The 21,056-nt window shown below is 37.9% G+C and carries 17 protein-coding genes; 15 read left to right on the top strand and 2 right to left on the bottom strand.

The window, feature by feature from the left end; translation table 11 throughout:
- The first annotated feature begins 5 nt into the window (after nt 1-5).
- The 15 genes from HMPREF0634_RS10185 to recA all read left to right on the top strand — a co-directional run bounded on the left by HMPREF0634_RS10185 (nt 6) and on the right by recA (nt 18,286).
- Entirely contained in the window at nt 6-137 is a 132-nt protein-coding gene (locus tag HMPREF0634_RS10185; RefSeq protein ID WP_083799400.1) for a Cna B-type domain-containing protein, read from the top strand.
- A gap of 47 nt (nt 138-184) precedes the next feature.
- A complete protein-coding gene (locus HMPREF0634_RS07070; RefSeq protein ID WP_007790294.1) occupies nt 185-1,240 on the top strand; it encodes a Cna B-type domain-containing protein in 1,056 nt (351 codons plus the stop codon).
- 112 nt (nt 1,241-1,352) lie between these two features.
- The gene (locus HMPREF0634_RS07065) at nt 1,353-1,934 is read left to right on the top strand and encodes a class C sortase (RefSeq protein WP_207326450.1); all 582 of its coding nucleotides are present in this window, start codon (nt 1,353-1,355) and stop codon (nt 1,932-1,934) included.
- A gap of 226 nt (nt 1,935-2,160) precedes the next feature.
- Nucleotides 2,161-3,177, top strand: a complete 1,017-nt coding sequence (locus HMPREF0634_RS07060; protein WP_007790317.1) for a DHH family phosphoesterase — start codon at nt 2,161-2,163, stop codon at nt 3,175-3,177.
- Between the two features lie 14 nt (nt 3,178-3,191).
- Entirely contained in the window at nt 3,192-4,094 is a 903-nt protein-coding gene (gene truB, locus HMPREF0634_RS07055; RefSeq protein WP_007790292.1) for a tRNA pseudouridine(55) synthase TruB, read from the top strand.
- A 107-nt stretch (nt 4,095-4,201) separates the two neighbouring features.
- Nucleotides 4,202-5,173, top strand: a complete 972-nt coding sequence (locus HMPREF0634_RS07050) for a bifunctional riboflavin kinase/FAD synthetase (RefSeq protein ID WP_007790321.1) — start codon at nt 4,202-4,204, stop codon at nt 5,171-5,173.
- A gap of 117 nt (nt 5,174-5,290) precedes the next feature.
- The gene (gene rpsO, locus HMPREF0634_RS07045; protein WP_007790285.1) at nt 5,291-5,545 is read left to right on the top strand and encodes a 30S ribosomal protein S15; all 255 of its coding nucleotides are present in this window, start codon (nt 5,291-5,293) and stop codon (nt 5,543-5,545) included.
- A gap of 197 nt (nt 5,546-5,742) precedes the next feature.
- Entirely contained in the window at nt 5,743-6,588 is an 846-nt protein-coding gene (locus HMPREF0634_RS07040) for a DegV family protein (protein WP_007790314.1), read from the top strand.
- A gap of 83 nt (nt 6,589-6,671) precedes the next feature.
- Nucleotides 6,672-8,762 carry a polyribonucleotide nucleotidyltransferase gene (pnp, locus tag HMPREF0634_RS07035; RefSeq protein WP_007790309.1) on the top strand — a complete coding sequence of 697 codons (2,091 nt, stop codon included), beginning with the start codon at nt 6,672-6,674 and terminating at the stop codon, nt 8,760-8,762.
- A gap of 141 nt (nt 8,763-8,903) precedes the next feature.
- Nucleotides 8,904-10,976: a cell wall-binding repeat-containing protein gene (locus tag HMPREF0634_RS07030; RefSeq protein WP_007790287.1), complete on the top strand. Its 2,073-nt coding sequence runs from the start codon at nt 8,904-8,906 to the stop codon at nt 10,974-10,976.
- Between the two features lie 201 nt (nt 10,977-11,177).
- Nucleotides 11,178-12,443: a M16 family metallopeptidase gene (locus HMPREF0634_RS07025; RefSeq protein WP_007790302.1), complete on the top strand. Its 1,266-nt coding sequence runs from the start codon at nt 11,178-11,180 to the stop codon at nt 12,441-12,443.
- Nucleotides 12,443-15,016 (top strand): FtsK/SpoIIIE family DNA translocase, encoded by a 2,574-nt coding sequence (locus tag HMPREF0634_RS07020; protein WP_007790316.1) that lies wholly within the window; start codon nt 12,443-12,445, stop codon nt 15,014-15,016. The genes HMPREF0634_RS07025 and HMPREF0634_RS07020 overlap by 1 nt, the downstream gene beginning before the upstream one ends.
- Nucleotides 15,017-15,065: 49 nt before the next feature.
- Entirely contained in the window at nt 15,066-16,388 is a 1,323-nt protein-coding gene (gene rimO / locus HMPREF0634_RS07015) for a 30S ribosomal protein S12 methylthiotransferase RimO (RefSeq protein WP_007790319.1), read from the top strand.
- A 19-nt stretch (nt 16,389-16,407) separates the two neighbouring features.
- The gene (gene pgsA, locus HMPREF0634_RS07010; RefSeq protein ID WP_007790312.1) at nt 16,408-16,947 is read left to right on the top strand and encodes a CDP-diacylglycerol--glycerol-3-phosphate 3-phosphatidyltransferase; all 540 of its coding nucleotides are present in this window, start codon (nt 16,408-16,410) and stop codon (nt 16,945-16,947) included.
- Between the two features lie 289 nt (nt 16,948-17,236).
- Entirely contained in the window at nt 17,237-18,286 is a 1,050-nt protein-coding gene (gene recA, locus HMPREF0634_RS07005; protein WP_007790284.1) for a recombinase RecA, read from the top strand.
- Nucleotides 18,287-18,550: 264 nt separating this feature from the next.
- Here recA and HMPREF0634_RS07000 read toward each other — a convergent pair whose 3' ends face one another.
- Together HMPREF0634_RS07000 and HMPREF0634_RS06995 are read right to left on the bottom strand one after the other, a co-directional pair.
- The gene (locus HMPREF0634_RS07000) at nt 18,551-20,050 is read right to left on the bottom strand and encodes an IMP dehydrogenase (protein WP_007790275.1); all 1,500 of its coding nucleotides are present in this window, start codon (nt 20,048-20,050) and stop codon (nt 18,551-18,553) included.
- A gap of 194 nt (nt 20,051-20,244) precedes the next feature.
- The gene (locus HMPREF0634_RS06995; protein ID WP_040565879.1) at nt 20,245-20,994 is read right to left on the bottom strand and encodes a metal-dependent hydrolase; all 750 of its coding nucleotides are present in this window, start codon (nt 20,992-20,994) and stop codon (nt 20,245-20,247) included.
- Nucleotides 20,995-21,056 lie beyond the last annotated feature (62 nt).

Below are 21,056 nucleotides of genomic sequence, written 5' to 3'. Positions count from 1 at the left end.
CACCAATGATACCACCAACAAGAGATTTAAAGGTTACTAAGGTTTGGAAAGATAAGGACAACAATTACCTAGTGGGTCCTGTAGAAAAGATAGAAGTTGAACTATACAAGGATGGAGTAGCTACAGGTAAAAATTAGATCTAACAAAGGCTAATAACTGGACAGGTACTTTTGAAAAACTTGATGTGGCTGATGGTCTTGGATCTACAAACTACTATAAATATACTGTCAAAGAAGTAGGAGAAAGTGGAGGAGCCATTCAATTACTTGGTAAGTGGTATGGAGTAACTTATGGAGGTACAATGAAGGATGGCCTTACAGTTACCAATAAGGAGAAAAGACCATGGACACCAATGGAACCACCTTTTAGAAATATAAAGGTAGAAAAGAACTGGAACCTATTAGGTCGTGAAAAACCTGTAGAAAAGTTAGAAGTAGAACTATATAGGGATGGAGTAGCTACAGGCAATAAACTTGAACTTAATAAGGGCAACAACTGGTCAGGAGAGTTCAAGAAACTTCCAGTAGCAGAGAAACTAGGCTCTACAACCTACTATAATTATACAGTTAAGGAAGTTGGAGAGAATGCAGGCTCAATCATATTTGGAGGTATGCAGTTTAGTGTAAACTATACAGGAGATATGAAGGATGGCTTTAAGATTACCAATAACTACACACCACCATATACTCCATGGACACCACCAACAGCAGATAAAATAGACCTTAAGGTGACAAAGTTGTGGAAGGATAGTAAGGATAATAATATCGCTGAACCAACAAACAAGATAGTAGTAGAATTGTATAGAGAAGGAAAGGCTACAGGTAAGAGACTTGAACTTAACAAGGCTAATAAGTGGTCTGGAGAATTCACTGATTTAGAAGCTAAGTCAGATTCTGATGAATACTACCGCTATACTATTAAAGAAGTTGGAGAAAATGGAAATATTATTAAGTTTGATGGTAAGCAGTATAAGGTAATCTATGGTGGAAGTATGAGGGATGGTATAACAATTACTAACAAGAAGGAAGATCCACCAAAACCACCTACGCCAAATAAGCCTACACCAAATAAACCTACACCAAATAAACCAACTCCACCTAAGCCTAACACTCCTAATCCAAGACCAGTTCTTCCAAAGACAGGAGATGGAATAAATCCATCAACATTTGCTTGGTTGATACTTGCCCTAGGAGCTTGTCTGTCATTAGTAGGTTATAGACTTAGAAAACATGCGAAGTAAAAAAAGAAAAAATCAAACAAAAAAAAGAGGAAAGCTCTTTATATATATAGGGATTATATTAGTTCTTTTCTCTGTGAGTTTTTTACTTTACCAAAAGTATAAACTTCACAGTATGAAAGATAAGGCGACCAGCCTTGAAAGTCTACTTGTCAAAAATCAAGCCAAAAATAATAAGGCAAAAAGTGACAAGCAGTCAGGAAGAGAAAAAACTGGTTCTGAAACAATAGATGAGACTTCTATACAAGGAGAAGTTGGTGAAATTTATTCATCGGCTATAGGAGTCATAAGGATTGACAAGATAGGTGTTGTCTTACCGATTGTTGAAGATACAAAGATTAAGTCCCTAAAAGATGGAGCAGGAGTTTTAGAAGGTACAGATTTACCTTCTTCCAATGAAAATACTGTGACTGTACTTGCAGGACACAGGGGAGGAAGAAACGAAGAACAAACCTTTTTAAAAATCGACAAATTAAAAGATGGTGATGAAATAAAGATTACTACAAAAGAAGAGGTTCTCCACTATAAGGTAGTGGGACGAGAAATAATTGAACCAACTGACTGGAGTAAGTTCACCAGACAAGAAGGGAAGACAAGGTTAATCTTAATGACCTGCCACCCATACCCTCAAAATTATCAAAGGCTGCTAGTTAAAGCAGAATTGATAAAAGATGTAGAAAATATTGAGGAAAATTAAATATAAAGTATATAAAAGAAACTTTTTAATTATTCCTAAGGGGGAAGGCAATCTAGTTTATTTCTAGATGCCTTCCTTTTTTGTATACTAAATATAGTCTAAAATCTCTATTAAGAAACAATCATTTATCCACCTGAATCATAAGCCAACAAGTCCTTAAACCTATAGCCAAAATATACTTTTTCATGTATAATAAATAATGGATTACACTAAGGGAGGTAGAAGGATGGCCAATATAAAAAACAGGAGTCTGTCAGAAGAATTCCTTGTAGAAATTAATAAGATAATAGACTATATATTAAATGAGAATAAATTTGTAGTGACTTCTCACATAAACCCAGATGGTGACAATATAGGGTCATCATTGGCTATGTGTGGATTTTTAGATGCCTTGAATAAGGAATATATATATTTGTTAGATGATGACTATCCTAGTAACCTGGCTTTTTTGAACAAAGAAGGCCTAAGAAATACTTCTGACCAGGTATCCAGCCTAGAGGGATATACAGTAATAGCCCTGGATTCAGGGTCTTATGATAGGATATGTATAGACAAGAACCTGCTTGAGACTGCCAAGGGTATCATTTGTATAGACCACCACCATACTAATGGTGATTATGGCTTTATAAACTATATAGATCCTAAGGCATCTTCAACATGTGAGTTGGTCTATAATATTATTACCAGATATGAGGATATAAAGTCTAGGCCCATAATAGGATCAGAAATTGCAACACCCCTTTATGCCGGTCTGGTTACAGATACTGGTAACTTCCAGTATTCAAATACAGAGCCATCATCTTTACTGATGGCAGCCGACCTGATAGCCAGGGGGGCTAGAAAACAGGAAATTATAGAGAATATTTACCAGAAAAATTCACCAGCCTATTATAGGATCTTGGGTGAGTGCTTAAATAAACTAGAGATAGTTGACTCGAAAATATGCCTAGCCATAGTTACCAAGGATATGTTAGACAAGTATGGACTAGAGTATGGTGATATTGATGCAATCATACCTTATACCAGGGATATAGATGGTGTTGAACTGGGCATCTTTATCAAACAAAAGGAACTTGATGAGATTAGGGTAAGCCTAAGGTCTAAGTCACATATTGACTGTACAGAGTTGGCAGCTACTTTTGGTGGTGGTGGTCATATTAGGGCATCAGGCTGTACTTTTAGGGATAAAAGCCTTGAAGAGGTTAGGGAGATGCTTCTTGAGGAAGCAAAAAAACTTTTTTAGAAGGATAGGAAGTAATGGATAGAATTTTTAATATTTACAAACCTGCTGGGATGACATCCCATGATGTAGTCTACAAGGTTAGAAAAATATTGGGTATAAAGAAGGTTGGTCATACTGGAACTCTGGACCCAGATGCAGTAGGTGTCCTACCCATTTGTGTGGGCAGGGCTACCAAGGTGTGCGACCTAATACTGAATAAGGACAAGACATATGTTTGTGATATGGTTCTTGGTATAGAAACAGACACATATGATTCTTCAGGCCAGATACTAGAGGTCAGGGACCCATCAGGAATTGGTGAGGAAGACCTGATAAGGGCTATGAATAGTCAACTCGGTCCTATTGACCAGCTTCCACCCAAGTATTCTGCCCTTAAGGTTAATGGAAAGAGGATGTGTGACCTAGTCAGGGCCGGTAAGGGTGACCAGATTAAGCTTGTGGCCAGGAGGGTAATTATAAAGAAAATAGATATCTTGTCCATGGACCTGCCAAAAGTCACTTTTGAAGTTGAATGTAGTAAGGGGACTTATGTTAGGAGTATCTGCCATGACCTTGGACAACTACTGGGAGTAGGTGCCCATATGACAGGATTAATTAGGTCCAAGACGGGTATATTTGAAATAGATAAGGCAATTAGTTTAGAAGACCTTGAAAGGTTTAGAGACGAAAATAAGTTGGAAGAGAATTCTTGGTCAGTTGAGGATGTCCTGTCAGACCTACCCTATATAGTACTTAAGGATAACGCTGTAAAGTATTATTCCAATGGCGGTAAGATCGAGGACAGAAGGTTTGACGACCACAACCTGGGGGAGGATTCTGACCTAGTCAGGGTCTATTCTAAGGATGGCTTTATAGGTTCAGGTCAGCTCATTAGGCAAGATGGTCTTTTGATGGTCAAGAGTCATAAGTTTTTTTAGTGACGGGCTAACTTGCAGAGAGGTTGGCCTAAATTCTCAAATTAGATAGAAAATTAAACTTAGAATATAGATGCTTTATAATAGACGATAAAGAGATAGGTGATGTGATGATAGTTTTTAATAGTATTGAAGATATAGTCTTAGATACCGATACATGTGTAACCATAGGAAATTTTGATGGTGTACATATGGGTCACCAGGAGTTAATATCTAAGACAGTCAAATATGCTAAAAAGAAGAGACTAAAAAGTGTAGTATTCACTTTTTCAAACCATCCGGTTAACTTTTTCAAGCCGGGATATGTAAAAAATATAATTAGCCAGGAACAGAAACAGGCCCTAATAGAAAAGCTAGGTGTGGATGTCTATGTAAACATTCCATTTGACATAACTATGACCCAAATTTCTGCTAGAGATTATGTAAAAAAGATTCTGGTAGATAAGTTGCGTATAAAAAAGGTTATAGTTGGTCATGATTTTTCCTTTGCTAGAAAAAAGGAAGGGAACCCGGAAAAGTTAATAGACTTTGGTAAAGAGTATAATTTTGAGGTTGAAATAGTAACACCAGTCCTATTAGATGGAAAGAGGGTCAGTTCAACAGACATTAGGACCCTGATAAGCAATGGTGACGTGGCTGGTGCAAAAAAACTCTTGGGCCAGTACTATTGTATAGAAGGTATAGTTGTGGAGGGGAGGCAGATAGGTAGGACTATAGGTTTTCCTACAGCCAACATAGACTATGATAAGTCCATGGTGATTCCTAGGATGGGCATATATGCCAGCCTGGCCACTGTAGATGGAAATGTCTACTGTGGAGCAACCAATATCGGCACCAACCCAACTGTCCATGGAAAAAAAGTTACTATAGAAACCTATATACTGGATTTTGACCAGATGATATATGGTAAGGAACTAAAGGTTGAATTTGTTGAACATATGCGTGATGAGGTGAAATTTAAAAGTAAAGAGGACCTGATGAACCAGCTCAAGGAAGATGTAGCCTATGTTAGGGAAAATTATGTGTCATGTCTAAAATCAAGTATAGATAAGGTGAAGCCAAGTATAGATAAGGTGAAATAAAACTTGTATTTAAAAAAGTGATGTGTTATAATAATAGAGGTTTAACCATGGCTCGGCAAACGAGGCTCCACTCCTTGCTTAGCTAATGGCGATTTTTAAATTTTTAGGAGGAAAGAAATGAACAAGGAACAGATAATCAAAGATTTTGGTAGAAAAGAAGGAGATACAGGTTCTCCAGAAGTACAGATAGCTTTACTAACAGCTAGAATTAATGAACTTAATGAACACTTAAAGGTTCATAAGAAGGACCACCACTCAAGAAGAGGTCTATTAAAGATGGTTGGTAGGAGAAGAAATCTACTAGGATATTTGAAGAAGAACGATCTAGAAGGTTACAGAGCCTTAATAGCTAGATTAGGACTAAGAAAATAATTTCTTTAAGCAGGTGTGATTAGTTTCATATCTGCTTTTTTACTTATAGACTAGGTTTGCATTTTAAAAAAGCTGAAATATGTTTTTCTAGCTAGAAATTAAGCTTTGAAATTAATAAAAATCTATATTTATAGGTGTCAATATGGTATAATAGATTGTGTTGACTTAAACAGAAAAAAGTTTTAGGAGGTAGAACTTTGGACATAAAATTAATATGTGATAGTTTATGTGATATTCCTGATGACTTATATAATAAAGAATATCTGGAAATAGTCCCATTAACTTTGATATTGGATGGTAAAGAGTATAGAGATAATATAGATCTGACTAAAGAAGAGTTTTATGAAAGAGCTTTGAAGTCAAGCCAGGTACCAAAAACTTCTCAGGCTACTTATATGCAGTTTAAAGAGGTGTTTGACAGGGCTATTGAGGAAGGCAAGAAGGTTATTTGTATTACTGGTTCATCTACTAAGAGTGGTACCTACCAGAGTGCTCTGTTGGCTAAAAATGATACTGATGGACCTATCCATGTCTTTGATACAGAACAGCTGTCCTTGGGGGCAGGCCAGTATGTGGTTAGAGCTTGCGATATGATAGATGAAGGTCTTTCTTATGACGAGGTATTGTCAGGTCTAGAGATTGTTAGAGATACTGTAAGCATCTTGTTTGCACCATCATCTTTTGATTTCTTGAAGAAGAGCGGTAGGGTAAACCTAACAACTGCTATATTGGGCAATATGCTGAATATAAAGCCAATATTTATCATGGAAAAGGGTGAAATTGCCCTTGCATCCAAGGTAAGAGGGGTTAAAAAGTTGGTTGGCAAGCTGATAGATATGGTACTGGAAAAGAACGAAAAGTATTTGGGTGAGATCACTGTCATAGTTGGATATGGGTCTAACCTTGAAAGTTTTGCTAAACTGAAGGAAGAGGTAGAAAAGAGGCTAGAGGACAAGGTAAAGAAGATTGTCTATGCAAAGGGTGGAGCCTGTATATGTTCTCACACAGGTCCAGATATAATTGCTATTAGTTATTCAAAATAATTGACGGGCAGAACTTGTTGAAGTGGCTGTCTATTAGTAAGATAGTAAAAATTGTTAAGATAAAAAAGTAAGAGGAGGAAACTATGTTCGAGCATAGAATATTTAAAACGGAAATCGCCGGTAGAACATTAACTGTTGAAATTGGTAAGATTGCCGAAATGACAAATGGTAACTGTATTATCAGCTATGGTGATACTATGTTAATGGTTAATGTGACTAAATCAGCACAGCCAAGAGATGGGATTGATTTTTTCCCTCTAAGCGTAGATTTTGAGGAAAAATTGTATTCAGTTGGTAAGATACCAGGTGGATTTTTAAAGAGGGAAGGTAGGGCTTCTGAGAAGGCTACCTTGACATCTAGATTGATAGATAGACCTATTAGACCCCTATTCCCAGAAGGGTTTAGAAATGATGTACAGGTAGTTGCTACTGTCTTATCAGTAGAACAGGACTGTACGCCTGATATAGTTGCTATGTTGGGATCTTCAATAGCCCTATCAATATCTGATATACCTTTCAATGGTCCAACTGCTTCAGTCTTAGTTGGCCTAATTGATGGTGAGTTTGTATTAAATCCTAACCAGCAGCAGAGGGAAGATAGTGACTTACACCTAGTAGTATCAGGTACTAAGGAAGCTATAATGATGGTTGAGGCTGGTGCAAATGAAGTAGACGACAATGTTGTTTTAGATGGTATCCTTTATGCCCATGAAGAAATAAAGAAGATAGTTGAATTTATAGAGGGTATTGTGGCAGAAGTTGGCCATGAAAAGTGCCCAGTTGAACTACATGTTCCAAGTCAGGAAGTTGAAGCAGCTGTTAATGAATTTGCCAGAGAAAAGATGAGAGAGGCAGTTAAGACAGTTGAAAAGATGGAAAGAACTGAAAAGATGGATGCTGTCAGTGAAGAGACTATGGCATACTTTGAAGAAAAGTGGGACAACTTTGAAGAAGTAGCAGGGGATATAGAAGATGTCCTACATGATATAATTAAGGATGAAGTTAGAAGCCTTATAGCTGACCACAGTGTAAGACCAGACAATAGGTCACTAGATGAAATAAGACCTATCTGGTGTGAAGTTGGTATGATACCAAGAACTCATGGTTCTGCAATATTCACAAGAGGTCAGACTCAGGTGTTGAATGTTACAACATTGGGTGCTCTTGGAGATGTACAGAGACTAGATGGTCTAGATGAAGAAGAAAATAAGAGATATATGCACCACTACAATTTCCCAGCATATTCTGTTGGTGAAACTAGACCTTCAAGGGGGCCAGGTAGAAGAGAAATAGGTCATGGTGCCTTGGCAGAAAGGGCTCTACTACCAGTAATACCTAGCAAGGAGGACTTCCCATATGCTATCAGGCTGGTATCTGAAGTATTGAGCTCTAATGGTTCTACTTCACAGGCGTCAGTTTGTGCATCTACTCTTTCGCTATTAGACGCTGGTGTACCTATCAAGGATATGGTAGCTGGTATAGCCATGGGTCTAATCAAGCACCATGGTAAGGTAGCTGTATTGTCAGATATCCAGGGTATGGAAGACCACCTAGGTGATATGGACTTTAAGGTTGCAGGTACTGAAAAGGGTGTAACTGCAATACAGATGGATATCAAGATAGCTGGTATAGATGAACCTGTACTTAGGCAGGCCCTAAAGCAGGCTAGAGAGGGTAGACTTCACATACTAGGTGAAATGAAGAAGGTAATTACTGAGCCTAGACCAGAGCTATCTCAGTATGCTCCAAAGATTGTCAAGATGTTGATAGATCCAGACAAGATCAGGGATGTAATTGGACCTGGTGGAAAGATGATCAACAAGATTATTGATGAAACAGGTGTCAAGATGGATATAGAACAGACTGGTGAGGTATTTATCGTTGGTGTGGATCCAGAAATGATAAATAGGGCACTAGAAATGGTAGAGGAAATAGTTGCAGAGGCTGAACCAGGTAAGATATATAAGGGTACTGTTACAAGAATAGAAAAATTCGGAGCCTTCGTTGAGATACTACCAGGCAAGCAGGGTCTGCTTCATATATCTCAGATTTCTAAGGAAAGGATAGCTAATGTTGAAGACGTACTAGCTATCGGTGACCAGATAGATGTTTTAGTAACTGAAATAGATGACAAGGACAGGATAAATCTTTCAATAAAGGCTATTAAGAGATAGTTTAGATTACAGTTCATTAAAGGTCAGTGTGAATAGATTTTGCACTGACTTTTTCATATTTTATCCAAAGGCTTAGGGCTAAGGGCTTTAATTTATATATTAGCCATAACCAGAGTCAAATAGATAAGTTGGGAGGTAATTATGACTACAGGAAAGACTAATAATACTAGTATTGCAAATAAAATTAAAAATATAAATAAATCCAGATTTCAATTTAATATAAAATTTGGAAGGCACTTGACAAGTAGCATGCTTGCAGGTCTTATGGTATCAAGCCTTGTAACTACTGGCCATGCCCTTGATAGGTTGGCTGGCAAGGATAGGTTTACAACTGCAGTAGAAATATCGAAACATTTAAATTCAGAAAATAAACCTATAGTCTTGGCCAATGCCAGGTCCTATGTTGATGCCCTTTCTGGAGGAAGCCTGGCATCCGCTAGTCAAGGAAGGATACTCTTAGTAGAAAAAGATACCATGCCTGGTCAGACCATGGATGAAATTGCAAGAAATAAGCCAAGTAAGATATATATACTTGGAGGATATTCATCCGTATCATTAGATATAGAAAATGACCTCAAGACTAGGGGTTATGAAATTGTTAGGATTAGTGGACAAGATAGGTATGAAACCTCTCAGAAGGTTGTTGATGAAATAATAGAAAAATATGGTGCTGAGGGCTTGTGCCTAGTTGCCAACCAGATGGATGCTATATCAGCATGTGCCTATTGTGGTGGTAAAAAACCAATCCTATTAATAAACAAGTCACTAGCTAATGACAATATAAGCTCTAAGTATGGAGAAATGTACAAGTTTGCCATAGGTGGCAGGGATTCTATAAGCCAGGACTTATATGACAGGCTTGGACTTAAAATGAGGATAGCTGGTAGGGATAGGTACGATACGGCTATTCAAATTTCTAAATTGATAGATGGGGACAAGGTCTATATTGCCAGTGGTCAAAACATAATTGATGCCCTGTCATTGGGGCCACTTGCCTACCAGGATGGGGCAGGTATAGTATTGACTAAAAAGTCGGGTATGGACAGGTCTTATGAGTCCTATATAAATAAGAAGTACAAGGATATTAAATTAGTTGGCGGGCAAAAATGGGTTCCTGATAAGCTATTTGAACCTCAGGCAAGTGGTGATAGGGATAGGAAACCAAATCCAAATACTATACCAACTAATAGGTCGTCATTCGAATACTGGGACTACTATAACCATTATGACAAGACTCTAGTCTATAGCCAGGACCAGATACAAGAAATTAATAAAAGAAATATATCCAGGTCAAAGTACCTTAATAAACTTGAGGATATAAAGGGCCAATATGGTCTTATAGCAAAGAGAACTGTTATAAGGGAAGGACCTGGTATAATGGATTCCTCAAATAGTCAGGACCAGGGGGCCTTGACAGGTCTCTTCCCTTGGGATGAGGTAGTAATAGTAGGCTATAATTCTGACAAAACTTGGGCCAAGGTATATTGTGTGGACTATTTAGGTTGGATACCTACTAGGAATATTATGAAGGTAACGAAAGAAGAATTTCTGTCTAATAGGAAGCTTGAATTTGCAACTTACATAAATAGGCAAAAAAATATAGATGGCTATACTATAGACATGGGTACGAGGATGCCTATAGTTTCTGAGGATAGTAGTAGATTTAAATTGGCAATGCCACTAGCAGGAGAATTCTATAAAACAACTACAATTGACCTAGACAAGTCAGAACTTGTGAAGTCCTATCTTGCCTTTAGCCAGGCAAATATAATAAAACAGGCCCTAAAGTTTGAGGGTGAAAAATATGGCTGGGGACACAGTAATAATACCAGGGATTGTTCTGGATTTATTAGGGACATCTACAGGTCTTTTGGTATAATTATTCCTAGAGATGCCGGTCAGCAGGCCAAGGATATAGTTGGTAAAAATATAGACTTTAGTCCATATACTACAAGGGTTTCCAAGGAAGGATTCCTTTTAAAACAGAAGCCAGGTATTTGTATGTATATGCAAGGTCATGTGATGATGTACCTAGGAAGGGATGGCAATTTTAGACCTAATATGATCCACCAGTATGGTTATGCCTTTGTAAATGGCAAAAAGACTGGGGTTTTTAGGAATGAAATCAATGATGTTGCCAAGTTGGTAACTTCATCATCAGCCTTTATAGACTATGTTACATCAGGCCGTGATTTTACCAGTTTATCTAACTAGGCAAGGAAGTTTAAACGTAAGGTCTATACTATAAATAGAGTCTTATATTAGTTATTAGACTTTATTTATATAGTACATTTTTAGTTAAGAAAACTATGTTAGAATAATACTGGAGTTGGACATATTTTTTTCCTATCATATAGATAGGTTAGGTATAAAGAGACTTTTCTGGTCTCTATGATATGTCGTTAAGGAGATAGGATGATAAAATATAAATCATTGAAAAATGGAATGAGGATAGTTGCTGAGGAAATACCCTATGTTAGGTCGGTATCAGCGGGTGTCTGGATAAATGTTGGAGCTAGAATGGAAGAAGGCTATCCAAGAGGCCTGGCCCACTTTATAGAGCATATGCTATTTAAGGGAACCCAAAGAAGGTCTTCTAAAAAGATATCTAATGACATAGACTATTATGGGGGTCTTTTAAATGCCTTTACTGGCCATGATCATACATGTTACCATGTTAAAATGCCATACAACCATATATTAGAAGGTCTTGATGTTATAGCAGACTTGCTGACGGGATCATTATTCTCAGAACATGACATAGAAAAAGAAAAGTTGGTAATCAGGGATGAGATTAAGATGTACGAAGATTCGCCTGAGGACTACCTTTATGAAGAACTAATGAAGAGGACCTATTCCAACCGGGGGGTAGGTAGGTCGGTCTTAGGGACTATAGAATCTATTGCTGAAATTTCAAGGAAGGATACACTTGATTTTTTTAGTAAGTACTACATACCTAATAATGCAGTCCTAGTAATGAGTGGAAATTTTGTCCTTGAAGATATAGTAGATAAACTTGAGTCTATCTTCTCTAAATGGGAGCCTCGGGACTTTTATATATCAAGGCAGGGGCAAGACTTTAAGTCCCAAAATTATATAGAGGATAGGGATGACGAACAATCCAACATAGGTATCCTATTCCCATGTCCTAATGATGATAATTATAGGGATTTTCTGGCAGTCAAGCTAGTAAATAATATTTTGGGTAATTCTACTAGTTCTAGACTATTTCAGAATATAAGAGAAGATAAGGGGCTTACCTACAATATTTATTCATCAGATTCCTTCTATGTGGATCATGCAGAATTGGGTATCTATTCCAGTATGGCTGACGACAACTTGTACCAGGTATATAAGTTGATAATAGACGAAATTGACAGCCTGAGAGAGTCTTATATCAGCCAAGATGAACTAGACTTTGCCAAGGAACAGTACAAGGGTAGTGTTCTTATGAATATAGAGGATACTGAAGACAGGATGCTCCTAATTGGAGAGTACGAGGTAAATGATAAGAGGCTCCTGTCTATAGAAGAGATAATGGAGATTATTGATTCTATTGACTTAGACTACATGAAGAAGACGATTGATAGGATATTTGGTTCTGAGATGTCTCTGGGTATAACAGGTAGGTCAGCGACCTCCCTGATTAGTCAAATTAAAGAGTTAAGAGAGGTGAAATAATGCCTAGTAAAAATAGTAGACAGCCTGGCAGGAGGTCTGGACCACCAGCCAAGCCTGTTAAAAATAAGAAAAGTAGAAAACAGAACAAAAAAGGAAAGACAGGTCTTAGGATAAATGGGGAATACCAATATTTGATACTGGTTTTTCTAGGGCTTTTCTTTGCCTATGGTCTGATGTCATCATCAAGTGCCCTAATACCGAGGATAATACAATTATTATGCAAGGGCATGTTTGGAGGCCTGGCCATGCTAATACCATTGACAATGGTGGTCATGGGAATTACAGGTATTCTAGAGGGTAATGAAAAGATAGACAGGTTAAAGAAGACTAAGATCTTTTATATATTTGTCTTATTTATTGTCATCTATTATGGCCTGATCAACTATGCAAGGACGCCATCTGAGAGCCCATTTAGTCTAGATATGATACAGGATATAGTCAAGATAGGGGTATCAAGAGAGGGTGTCGGCCTGATACCATCTATATTGACCTACCTACTTAGTCATTTATTAGGTTTTGTTGGTGCCTGGCTCTTGACTATATTTGCAACTATATTGACAATACTTTATTTCTTCGAGATTTCGGTTAAGGATATAATTGCCTATATCAAAAATCCTAAAGATTCTAGTAATATTATCAACAAGATTAGGACTAAGTTTGGTAAGAAGGCCAAAATTGATGGCGTGGATGACAAGACTATGTTAAACAAGACCGGCTTCTTTGAAAGGATTAGGGACAAGTTCCACAAGAATGAGGAAGTTGAAGACTACGAAGAAGAAGTTGATGATGACAAGACTATAAAGATAGTAGGTTTTAACAAGGCAGAAGACGACTACCTGGAAATCCTAGAGGGTACCCAGGGCCTATCAGACTTAGAGATTCTCCAGCAGATGCAAAAGGAAGAACCTATAATAGATGGTTTGGTCACCAAGGAAGATGAGGACCTATCTAATAAGAGGTCTAACAAGCTACTACAGTTAGATGATGAAGAAGATACACTTGGACTGGGGCAGGAGTCAGATCTTATGATTAGTGGGTCATCTTTGCCTAAGAGAAAGATGACTGGTCTAACAGAAGATGTTAAGATGGGACATATTCCAACTAGTAAGACCTATGTGGAAGAGGATGATAAGTTAATTCCGGAAAATGAACACGAAAAATATAAAAACTATAAGATGCCACCAATCTCACTTTTGAACAAGCTAGCTGGTGGTGGAGATAAAAAGTCCAAGCATAAGGTATTAGAAAATGCACGTAGGTTGGAAAAGACCCTGAGGGACTTTGGTGTAGACGCCAATATCAACCAGGTTACTGTAGGGCCTACAATTACAAGATATGAAATTCAGCCTAATCCAGGAGTCAAGGTCAGCAAGATTGTCAACCTAACTGATGATATTGCCCTTAGCCTTGCAGCCAAGAGTATTAGGATGGAGGCCCCAATACCAGGCAAGAGTGCTATAGGTATAGAGGTACCAAATGATGAATCACAGATGGTAAGTGTTAGGGAAATTATAGATAGTGATGAGTTTAAGAACTTCAAGTCACCCCTGGTTATGGGATTGGGTAAGGATGTTGCAGGTAGGATAATTGTTGGTGATATAGGCAAGATGCCCCATCTTTTGATAGCAGGATCTACCGGGTCTGGTAAGTCAGTTTGTGTAAATACCCTTATTACCAGCATCATGTACAAGGCCAAGCCTGATGAGGTCAAACTAATGTTGATAGATCCTAAGGTTGTTGAGTTGGCCAATTACAACGGTATACCCCACCTATTGGTACCAGTAGTAACAGATGCTAAGAAGGCAGCCAATGCCTTGGGTTGGGCTGTAAGCGAAATGAACAGAAGGTACAAGTTATTTGCTGAAAATCAGGTCAAGGATATCAGTTCCTACAATGAAAAGTCTGATGATCCACTGCCTAAGATAGTTATAATTATAGACGAGTTGGCTGACCTTATGATGGTTAGTGCAAATGATGTAGAAGACCATATCTGCAGACTGGCCCAGATGGCTAGGGCAGCAGGTATGCACCTAATTGTAGCCACGCAAAGGCCATCAGTTGATGTAATAACTGGTGTAATAAAGGCGAATATACCTTCTAGGATTGCCTTTGCTGTTTCATCGCAGACAGACTCTAGAACTATACTTGATATGGGTGGGGCAGAGAAGCTTCTGGGTAAGGGAGATATGCTATTCTACCCACTTGGGGCTGCAAAACCTGTCAGACTTCAGGGGGCCTTTATATCAGAGGCCGAGTCTGAAAATATAATTGATTATGTTAAAAAGGAAGCTGGAGAAATTTCTTATGCAGGTGATATAGAGGAATCTATCTCAAGTGTAAACACTGAAAGAAGTGGTGATGAGGATGAACTCCTATATGATGCCATTACCTTTGTCGTAGCCAATGGTCAGGCCTCATCTTCTATGCTACAGAGAAAGTATAAGATAGGCTTTAACAGGGCAGCCAGGTTAATTGATAATATGGAAGAAAGGGGCATAGTTGGCCCTAGTGAAGGAAGTAAGCCAAGGAAGGTCTTAATTAGTCAAGAGGAACTTTCGGCTTTTGAAGACTAGTAGCAAGTTTTTGCTACTAGTCTATATTGTGAGATATGGAGGAAGTAATTTGAAGATAGCATTAGAATCTTTGGGATGCTCAAAAAACTTGGTAGATGCCGAGATAATGTTGGGTCTCCTTAATAAAAATGGACACCAGCTTGTTGGAGACTATAATGATGCTGATATAGTAATTGTAAATACATGTGGTTTCATTGAATCTGCCAAGCAGGAGTCAATAGACTCTATTGTCCAGTATGCTAACCTTAAAAATGAGGGTAGTCTTAGCTACCTGCTAGTGTCAGGATGTCTGGCACAAAGGTATCCTGATGAACTGGTGGAAGAAATACCGGAAATAGATGCTATAGTAGGAACAGGCTCATACCAAAATATAACAGATGTTGTAGATGGTCTGACAGAGAGAGACGGTATAAGGTTGATTGAAGATATTAATTTCACCTTCAATGAAGACTTGCCTAGGTATGTATCTACCCCTGACCATTTGGCCTACCTGAAGATAGGGGAGGGCTGTGACAACCATTGTACCTATTGTATTATACCTAAGTTGAGGGGTAAGTACAGGTCAAGAAAGCTTGAAAACCTCCTAGAAGAGGCAAAGAAACTAAAGGAAGCTGGTGTCAAAGAGCTAGTCGTAATTGCCCAGGATACTAGTGTCTATGGTAGGGATATATATGGGAAACCTGACTTGGCAGGCTTGTTAGAAGGTTTGGCCTTGTTAGGCTTTGATTGGATAAGGTTTATGTATTCTTATCCAGAGGGCATTAGCCAGGAAATTGTTGATGTGGTTGCCAAGTATGACAATATATGTTCTTATTTTGATATACCTATGCAGCATGCAAGTGACAGGATACTTAAGTTGATGAATAGGAAGACTAGTCGCCAGGAGCTAAAGGACAAGGTTGACATGATTAGGTCAAGGGTGCCTGATGCAACAATCAGAACTACCTTTATAGTGGGCTTCCCAGGTGAAACTGACGAAGACTTTGAGGACCTGATAGACTTTGTTAAGGAGATGAAACTAGACAGGATGGGGGCCTTTACCTATTCCAGAGAAGAAGATACGCCGGCTGACAGGTTAGATGGTCACCTAAGTCAGGGGGTAAAGGAAGAACGTCTACAAAGGTTAATGATGGTTCAGCAGGCCATATCAGAAGAACTGAACCGTAAAAAGATAGGAAAAACTTACAAGGTCTTGATTGAAGACCAGGTTGATGATAACCTATATATAGGGAGGACTCAATGTGATGCAGAAGATATTGACAGCGTCATATATGTTGACTCTAGACAAAGTCTTGAAATAGGAGATTTTGTCAATGTAGTAGTAAAAGAAGCCTTTGAATACGACCTAAAGGGTTGTCCAGAAGGTCAGTAGTTTTTAAGGAGGGTATGGGATGAATTTACCTAATAAATTGACAGTTTTCAGAATATGCATGGTTCCACTATTTATGCTATTTATCTACCTACAGATACCGGGCAAGTACTTGATTTCTCTAATTATATTTGCCGTAGCAGCTATTACAGATGCTTTAGATGGTAGGATAGCTAGGAAACATAACTTAGTTACTGATTTTGGGAAATTTATGGATCCATTGGCAGACAAGCTCCTTGTGATAGCAGCCTTGACTTGCATGATAAAGCCAGGCCTGGTTCCAGCTTGGATAGTTGTGGTTATAGTTGCCAGGGAACTAGCGGTAAGCATAATGAGGGCTATAGCAGCAGCTGATGGTAAGGTTATAGCAGCTGGTAATAGTGGTAAATTAAAGACTGTAACCCAGATGTTAGCCATAGTATTCTTACTTTTGGGAGCCCATATGGATGCAAGTCTAATTTTGAAGGTAGGAACAGTGTTAATATATATAGCAGCTATACTTACCCTATATTCTGGATATGAATATTTCTCAAAGAACAAGGAATTATTTGAAGATAGATAATTAGTAAAGGGCTTATATGACTGGTTTATACTTAGGCCAAATTGGATATAGAAATTTAGTAGCAAGCTTATACATTGATATAGAAAATAAACCTGGGTATTTGCATATTTTTATAAATTTGCCTATAAACTTACAGAAAGGACTAGGCTTATATCGTAAGCCATACGACATAGTTTTATTATTTTACTTATGATGGACAAAAAAGAACAATTGTTCTTGACTATGTCAACCACTTATTATATAATAAAGCTACAAGAACATATGTTTAATTGATGGAAAGGGTAATAATATGACTATTGATAATAATAAAATGGAGGCTTTAAACGAGGCCTTAAAGAAAATTGAAAAAGAACACGGTAAAGGCTCCGTAATGAAGCTAGGTGAAACTACAGGTTTAGATGTTGATTCTATACCTACAGGTGTAATAGGCCTGGATATAGCAGCAGGAGTTGGAGGTCTACCTAGGGGAAGAATAATAGAAGTATACGGACCAGAATCTTCAGGTAAGACAACAGTAACCCTACACTGTATAGCAGAAGCCCAGAAGAGAAATGGTATTGCAGCCTTTATAGATGCAGAACATGCCTTAGACCCAGTTTATGCCAGGTCTTTGGGTGTAGATGTAGACAATCTAATAATTTCCCAACCAGATACCGGTGAACAGGCCCTTGATATAGCAGAATCCTTAATCAGGTCTGGGGCAATAGACATTTTAGTTATAGACTCTGTTGCAGCCCTTGTACCAAAGGCTGAAATTGAAGGTGATATGGGAGATTCACACGTTGGCTTACAGGCCAGACTGATGTCACAGGCACTTAGAAAGTTGACTGGTTCAATCAAGAAATCTAACTGTGTAGTTATCTTTATCAACCAGTTGAGAGAAAAGGTAGGGGTTATGTTTGGTAATCCTGAAACTACTACAGGTGGTAGGGCCTTAAAGTTCTTCTCTACAATGAGAATAGAGGTTAGAAGGGTTGACTCTATAAAGCAGGGTGACAAGATACTTGGTAATAGGACAAGGATAAAGATTGTAAAGAACAAGGTCGCCCCACCATTCAAGCAGATTGAGTTCGATATTATGTATGGTACGGGTATATCTAAGTCAGGAGATCTTTTAGATGTAGCTGTAGGAATCGATGTAATAAAGAAGGCTGGTGCTTGGTATAGCTACAATGATGAAAAAATGGGACAGGGTAGAGAAAACTCTAAGAACTTCCTAGAAGAAAACGAAGACATAGCAGCTGAAATAGAGGCTAAGGTTAGAGAATACTACGGTCTACCAATAGATGGTGTAGAAGTTGCCTCTAGTTCAAAAGAAGAAGAGCAGATGAAGTTCTAGTTTTTGTGATCCATTTTTATTAATAAATAGTATAGCGTTGCTAGTGATTAAGGGCTTTAATGAAGTTAGTAAAAAGTCTGGTGTCCTATCAGCGCTTTTTTATTTATTTTAAAATCTCATAATGATTGGTGTCTTATATTTTAAGGGGTGAATTATTGGTGAATAAAAATAAAGAGGGCCAGGTATTATTTGCAATAAACAAAACCTGACCCCTTATTAGGATATTTTTATCCTAGACATTATATATTCATAATTGAATTAATACTATAAGTTTCTGTTGTCCTTTAACAAGACGTCGTGGGCTCCACCTTCTACTATAGAAGTTGCAGATACAACTGTTAGCTTAGCCTTCTTTTGTAATTCTGCTATTGATAGGGCACCACAGTTACACATTGTTGACCTAACCTTTGAAAGGGTAAGACCAACATTATCCTTAAGAGAACCCGCATATGGAACATAAGAGTCAACGCCTTCTTCAAATGAAAGTTTCTTGTCTCCACCCAGGTCATACCTCTGCCAGTTTCTAGCCCTAGCAGAACCTTCACCCCAGTATTCCTTCATGTAGGCACCATTTATATTTACCTTGTTTGTAGGAGATTCATCAAATCTAGAGAAGTACCTACCCAACATTACAAAGTCAGAACCCATAGCAAGGGCAAGAGTTATATGATGGTCATAAACTATACCACCATCTGAGCAGATAGGGATATATATACCTGTTTCTTCAAAATACTCATTTCTAGCCTTGGCCACATCGATAACTGAAGTTGCCTGACCACGACCGATACCCTTTTGTTCTCTTGTAATACAGATAGAACCACCACCGATACCAATCTTTATAAAGTCAGCTCCAGCCTCAGCCAAGAATCTGAAACCTTCCCTGTCAACTACATTACCAGCACCAATCTTAACACTATCTCCATATGTTTCTCTTATCCAAGCTATAGTTGTAGCCTGCCATTCTGAATGACCTTCAGAAGAGTCAATACATAGGATATCTACTCCAGCCTCTAATAGGGCAGGAACTCTTTCAGCATAGTCTCTGGTATTAATACCGGCACCAACCACATACCTCTTTAGGCTATCATGTAGCTCAAGAGGATTTTCCTTGTGTGAATCGTAGTCCTTTCTGAATACCATATATACTAGCTTACCTTCTTCATCAACTATTGGAAGAGAGTTTAACTTGTTGTCCCATATGATATTGTTGGCTTCTTTTAAAGTCACGTCTTTAGGAGCAGATACTATTTGTTCCAATGGTGTCATAAAATCTGCAACCTTAGTGTCAGGTGACATCCTGCTAACCCTGTAGTCCCTACTTGCAACTATACCCAGTAGTTTTCCATTTGCAGTCCCATCATCAGTTATTGCAACTGTTGAATGACCAGTCTTTTCCTTTAGGGCTAGGATATCTGCCAGGGTATTATCAGGTGTTAGGTTTGAGTCACTGACTACAAAACCAGCCTTATGCATTTTAACTCTTGCAACCATTGCTGCCTGGCTTTCGATTGACTGAGAACCGTAAATGAATGATATTCCACCTTCCTTAGCAAGGGCTATAGCCATTTTGTCATCAGAAACCGACTGCATGATGGCAGATACTAGAGGTATATTCATCTTTATTGCAGGTTCTTCTCCCTTCTTGAATTTAACCACGGGTGTTTCTAGACTTACATTTGCCGGTACACAATCAACTGACGAGAATCCTGGTACTAACAAATATTCACTAAATGTCCTAGATGGATCATCGAAATAAAAAGCCATTAATTATCATCTCCTTAAAAATTATATTTACTTGCTTAGACCTAATATATTTAAAAATAAAAAATATATGGTATAAAATAAGAACTAGTATAGCACTTAAAATACCTAAAGTCAATAATACATGAATATATTATAACAAATTTTTATGTCATATAAAAGCAAATAATAAAAATATGACCAATAAAAGGTCCGTATTAGAAATTAAATTTATACCTATAGGCTAAAGTGACCAATAATAGGATGGCCAGGGCTAAAATCACTATCTTTTCAACAAGGTTTGAAAGTAGGGAACCTACTTTTAGGTTAGCAAACCTGTAGTATTTCTCACTAAATGGAAGAAAAAGGGCGACACCCCTCTTTGTCGTCATATCAAAGACCAGGTGGCTGGCATAGGCAATACTGGCAGGATAGGCCAAATTTGAAGGGCCACCACCTTTTTCTATACAGGTGAATATTAGAAATATTATGGCAAGGGCCAGTAGGCTATGGCTGATACCCCTGTGTTTCAATAGGGGATAAACACCTATCAAAAGTGTAAATAGGGTATAACCAATATTAAAATTATGCAAGTACATGCTTGCCCCTATAAGAAAGAATACAGCTGATATTACCAGTGAACGAACCAGGTTGGAAGTAAGCCATCTCGATGCCAATAGGGTAAATACCAGGGCAAAAATAGTTGCCATATAGAGGTTTAAACCTGTCTTTTGATACATATAAAATGATATAATAGCAAATAAAAAAAGTATCACTGAATGTATATTCCTAGTCGAATCCTTACTTATTAACTTGTTTAGTACATTTGAATTGGCCTCGTCTATATCAGACATTACTGAGCATGCCATAGCCACGGGTATGGTTAGGGGACTGATTGGTAAACCACATAAGAGTGAAATTTCTAGGGTTGCCATGGTCCCAGCTATTAAGTGTGTTCTACTTCTCATTAATAAACCTTTCTATGAAAAATACTAATTTATCTATAGCATAAATATATTTATAAATTATA

It is taken from the genome of Peptostreptococcus stomatis DSM 17678 (assembly GCF_000147675.1).
GTDB classification, from domain to species: domain Bacteria; phylum Bacillota; class Clostridia; order Peptostreptococcales; family Peptostreptococcaceae; genus Peptostreptococcus; species Peptostreptococcus stomatis.
This window is presented reverse-complemented; position numbering and strand designations above follow the sequence as displayed.

Bases quoted from the DNA above. Each gene is read 5' to 3' on its own strand.
- HMPREF0634_RS10185 (WP_083799400.1), top strand. From the start codon at position 6: ATGATACCACCAACAAGAGATTTAAAGGTTACTAAGGTTTGGAAAGAT.
- HMPREF0634_RS07065 (WP_207326450.1), top strand. From the start codon at position 1,353: ATGAAAGATAAGGCGACCAGCCTTGAAAGTCTACTTGTCAAAAATCAA.
- HMPREF0634_RS07060 (WP_007790317.1), top strand. From the start codon at position 2,161: ATGGCCAATATAAAAAACAGGAGTCTGTCAGAAGAATTCCTTGTAGAA.
- truB (WP_007790292.1), top strand. From the start codon at position 3,192: ATGGATAGAATTTTTAATATTTACAAACCTGCTGGGATGACATCCCAT.
- HMPREF0634_RS07050 (WP_007790321.1), top strand. From the start codon at position 4,202: ATGATAGTTTTTAATAGTATTGAAGATATAGTCTTAGATACCGATACA.
- rpsO (WP_007790285.1), top strand. From the start codon at position 5,291: ATGAACAAGGAACAGATAATCAAAGATTTTGGTAGAAAAGAAGGAGAT.
- pnp (WP_007790309.1), top strand. From the start codon at position 6,672: ATGTTCGAGCATAGAATATTTAAAACGGAAATCGCCGGTAGAACATTA.
- HMPREF0634_RS07030 (WP_007790287.1), top strand. From the start codon at position 8,904: ATGACTACAGGAAAGACTAATAATACTAGTATTGCAAATAAAATTAAA.
- HMPREF0634_RS07025 (WP_007790302.1), top strand. From the start codon at position 11,178: ATGATAAAATATAAATCATTGAAAAATGGAATGAGGATAGTTGCTGAG.
- HMPREF0634_RS07020 (WP_007790316.1), top strand. From the start codon at position 12,443: ATGCCTAGTAAAAATAGTAGACAGCCTGGCAGGAGGTCTGGACCACCA.
- pgsA (WP_007790312.1), top strand. From the start codon at position 16,408: ATGAATTTACCTAATAAATTGACAGTTTTCAGAATATGCATGGTTCCA.
- recA (WP_007790284.1), top strand. From the start codon at position 17,237: ATGACTATTGATAATAATAAAATGGAGGCTTTAAACGAGGCCTTAAAG.
- HMPREF0634_RS07000 (WP_007790275.1), bottom strand. From the start codon at position 20,050: ATGGCTTTTTATTTCGATGATCCATCTAGGACATTTAGTGAATATTTG.
- HMPREF0634_RS06995 (WP_040565879.1), bottom strand. From the start codon at position 20,994: ATGAGAAGTAGAACACACTTAATAGCTGGGACCATGGCAACCCTAGAA.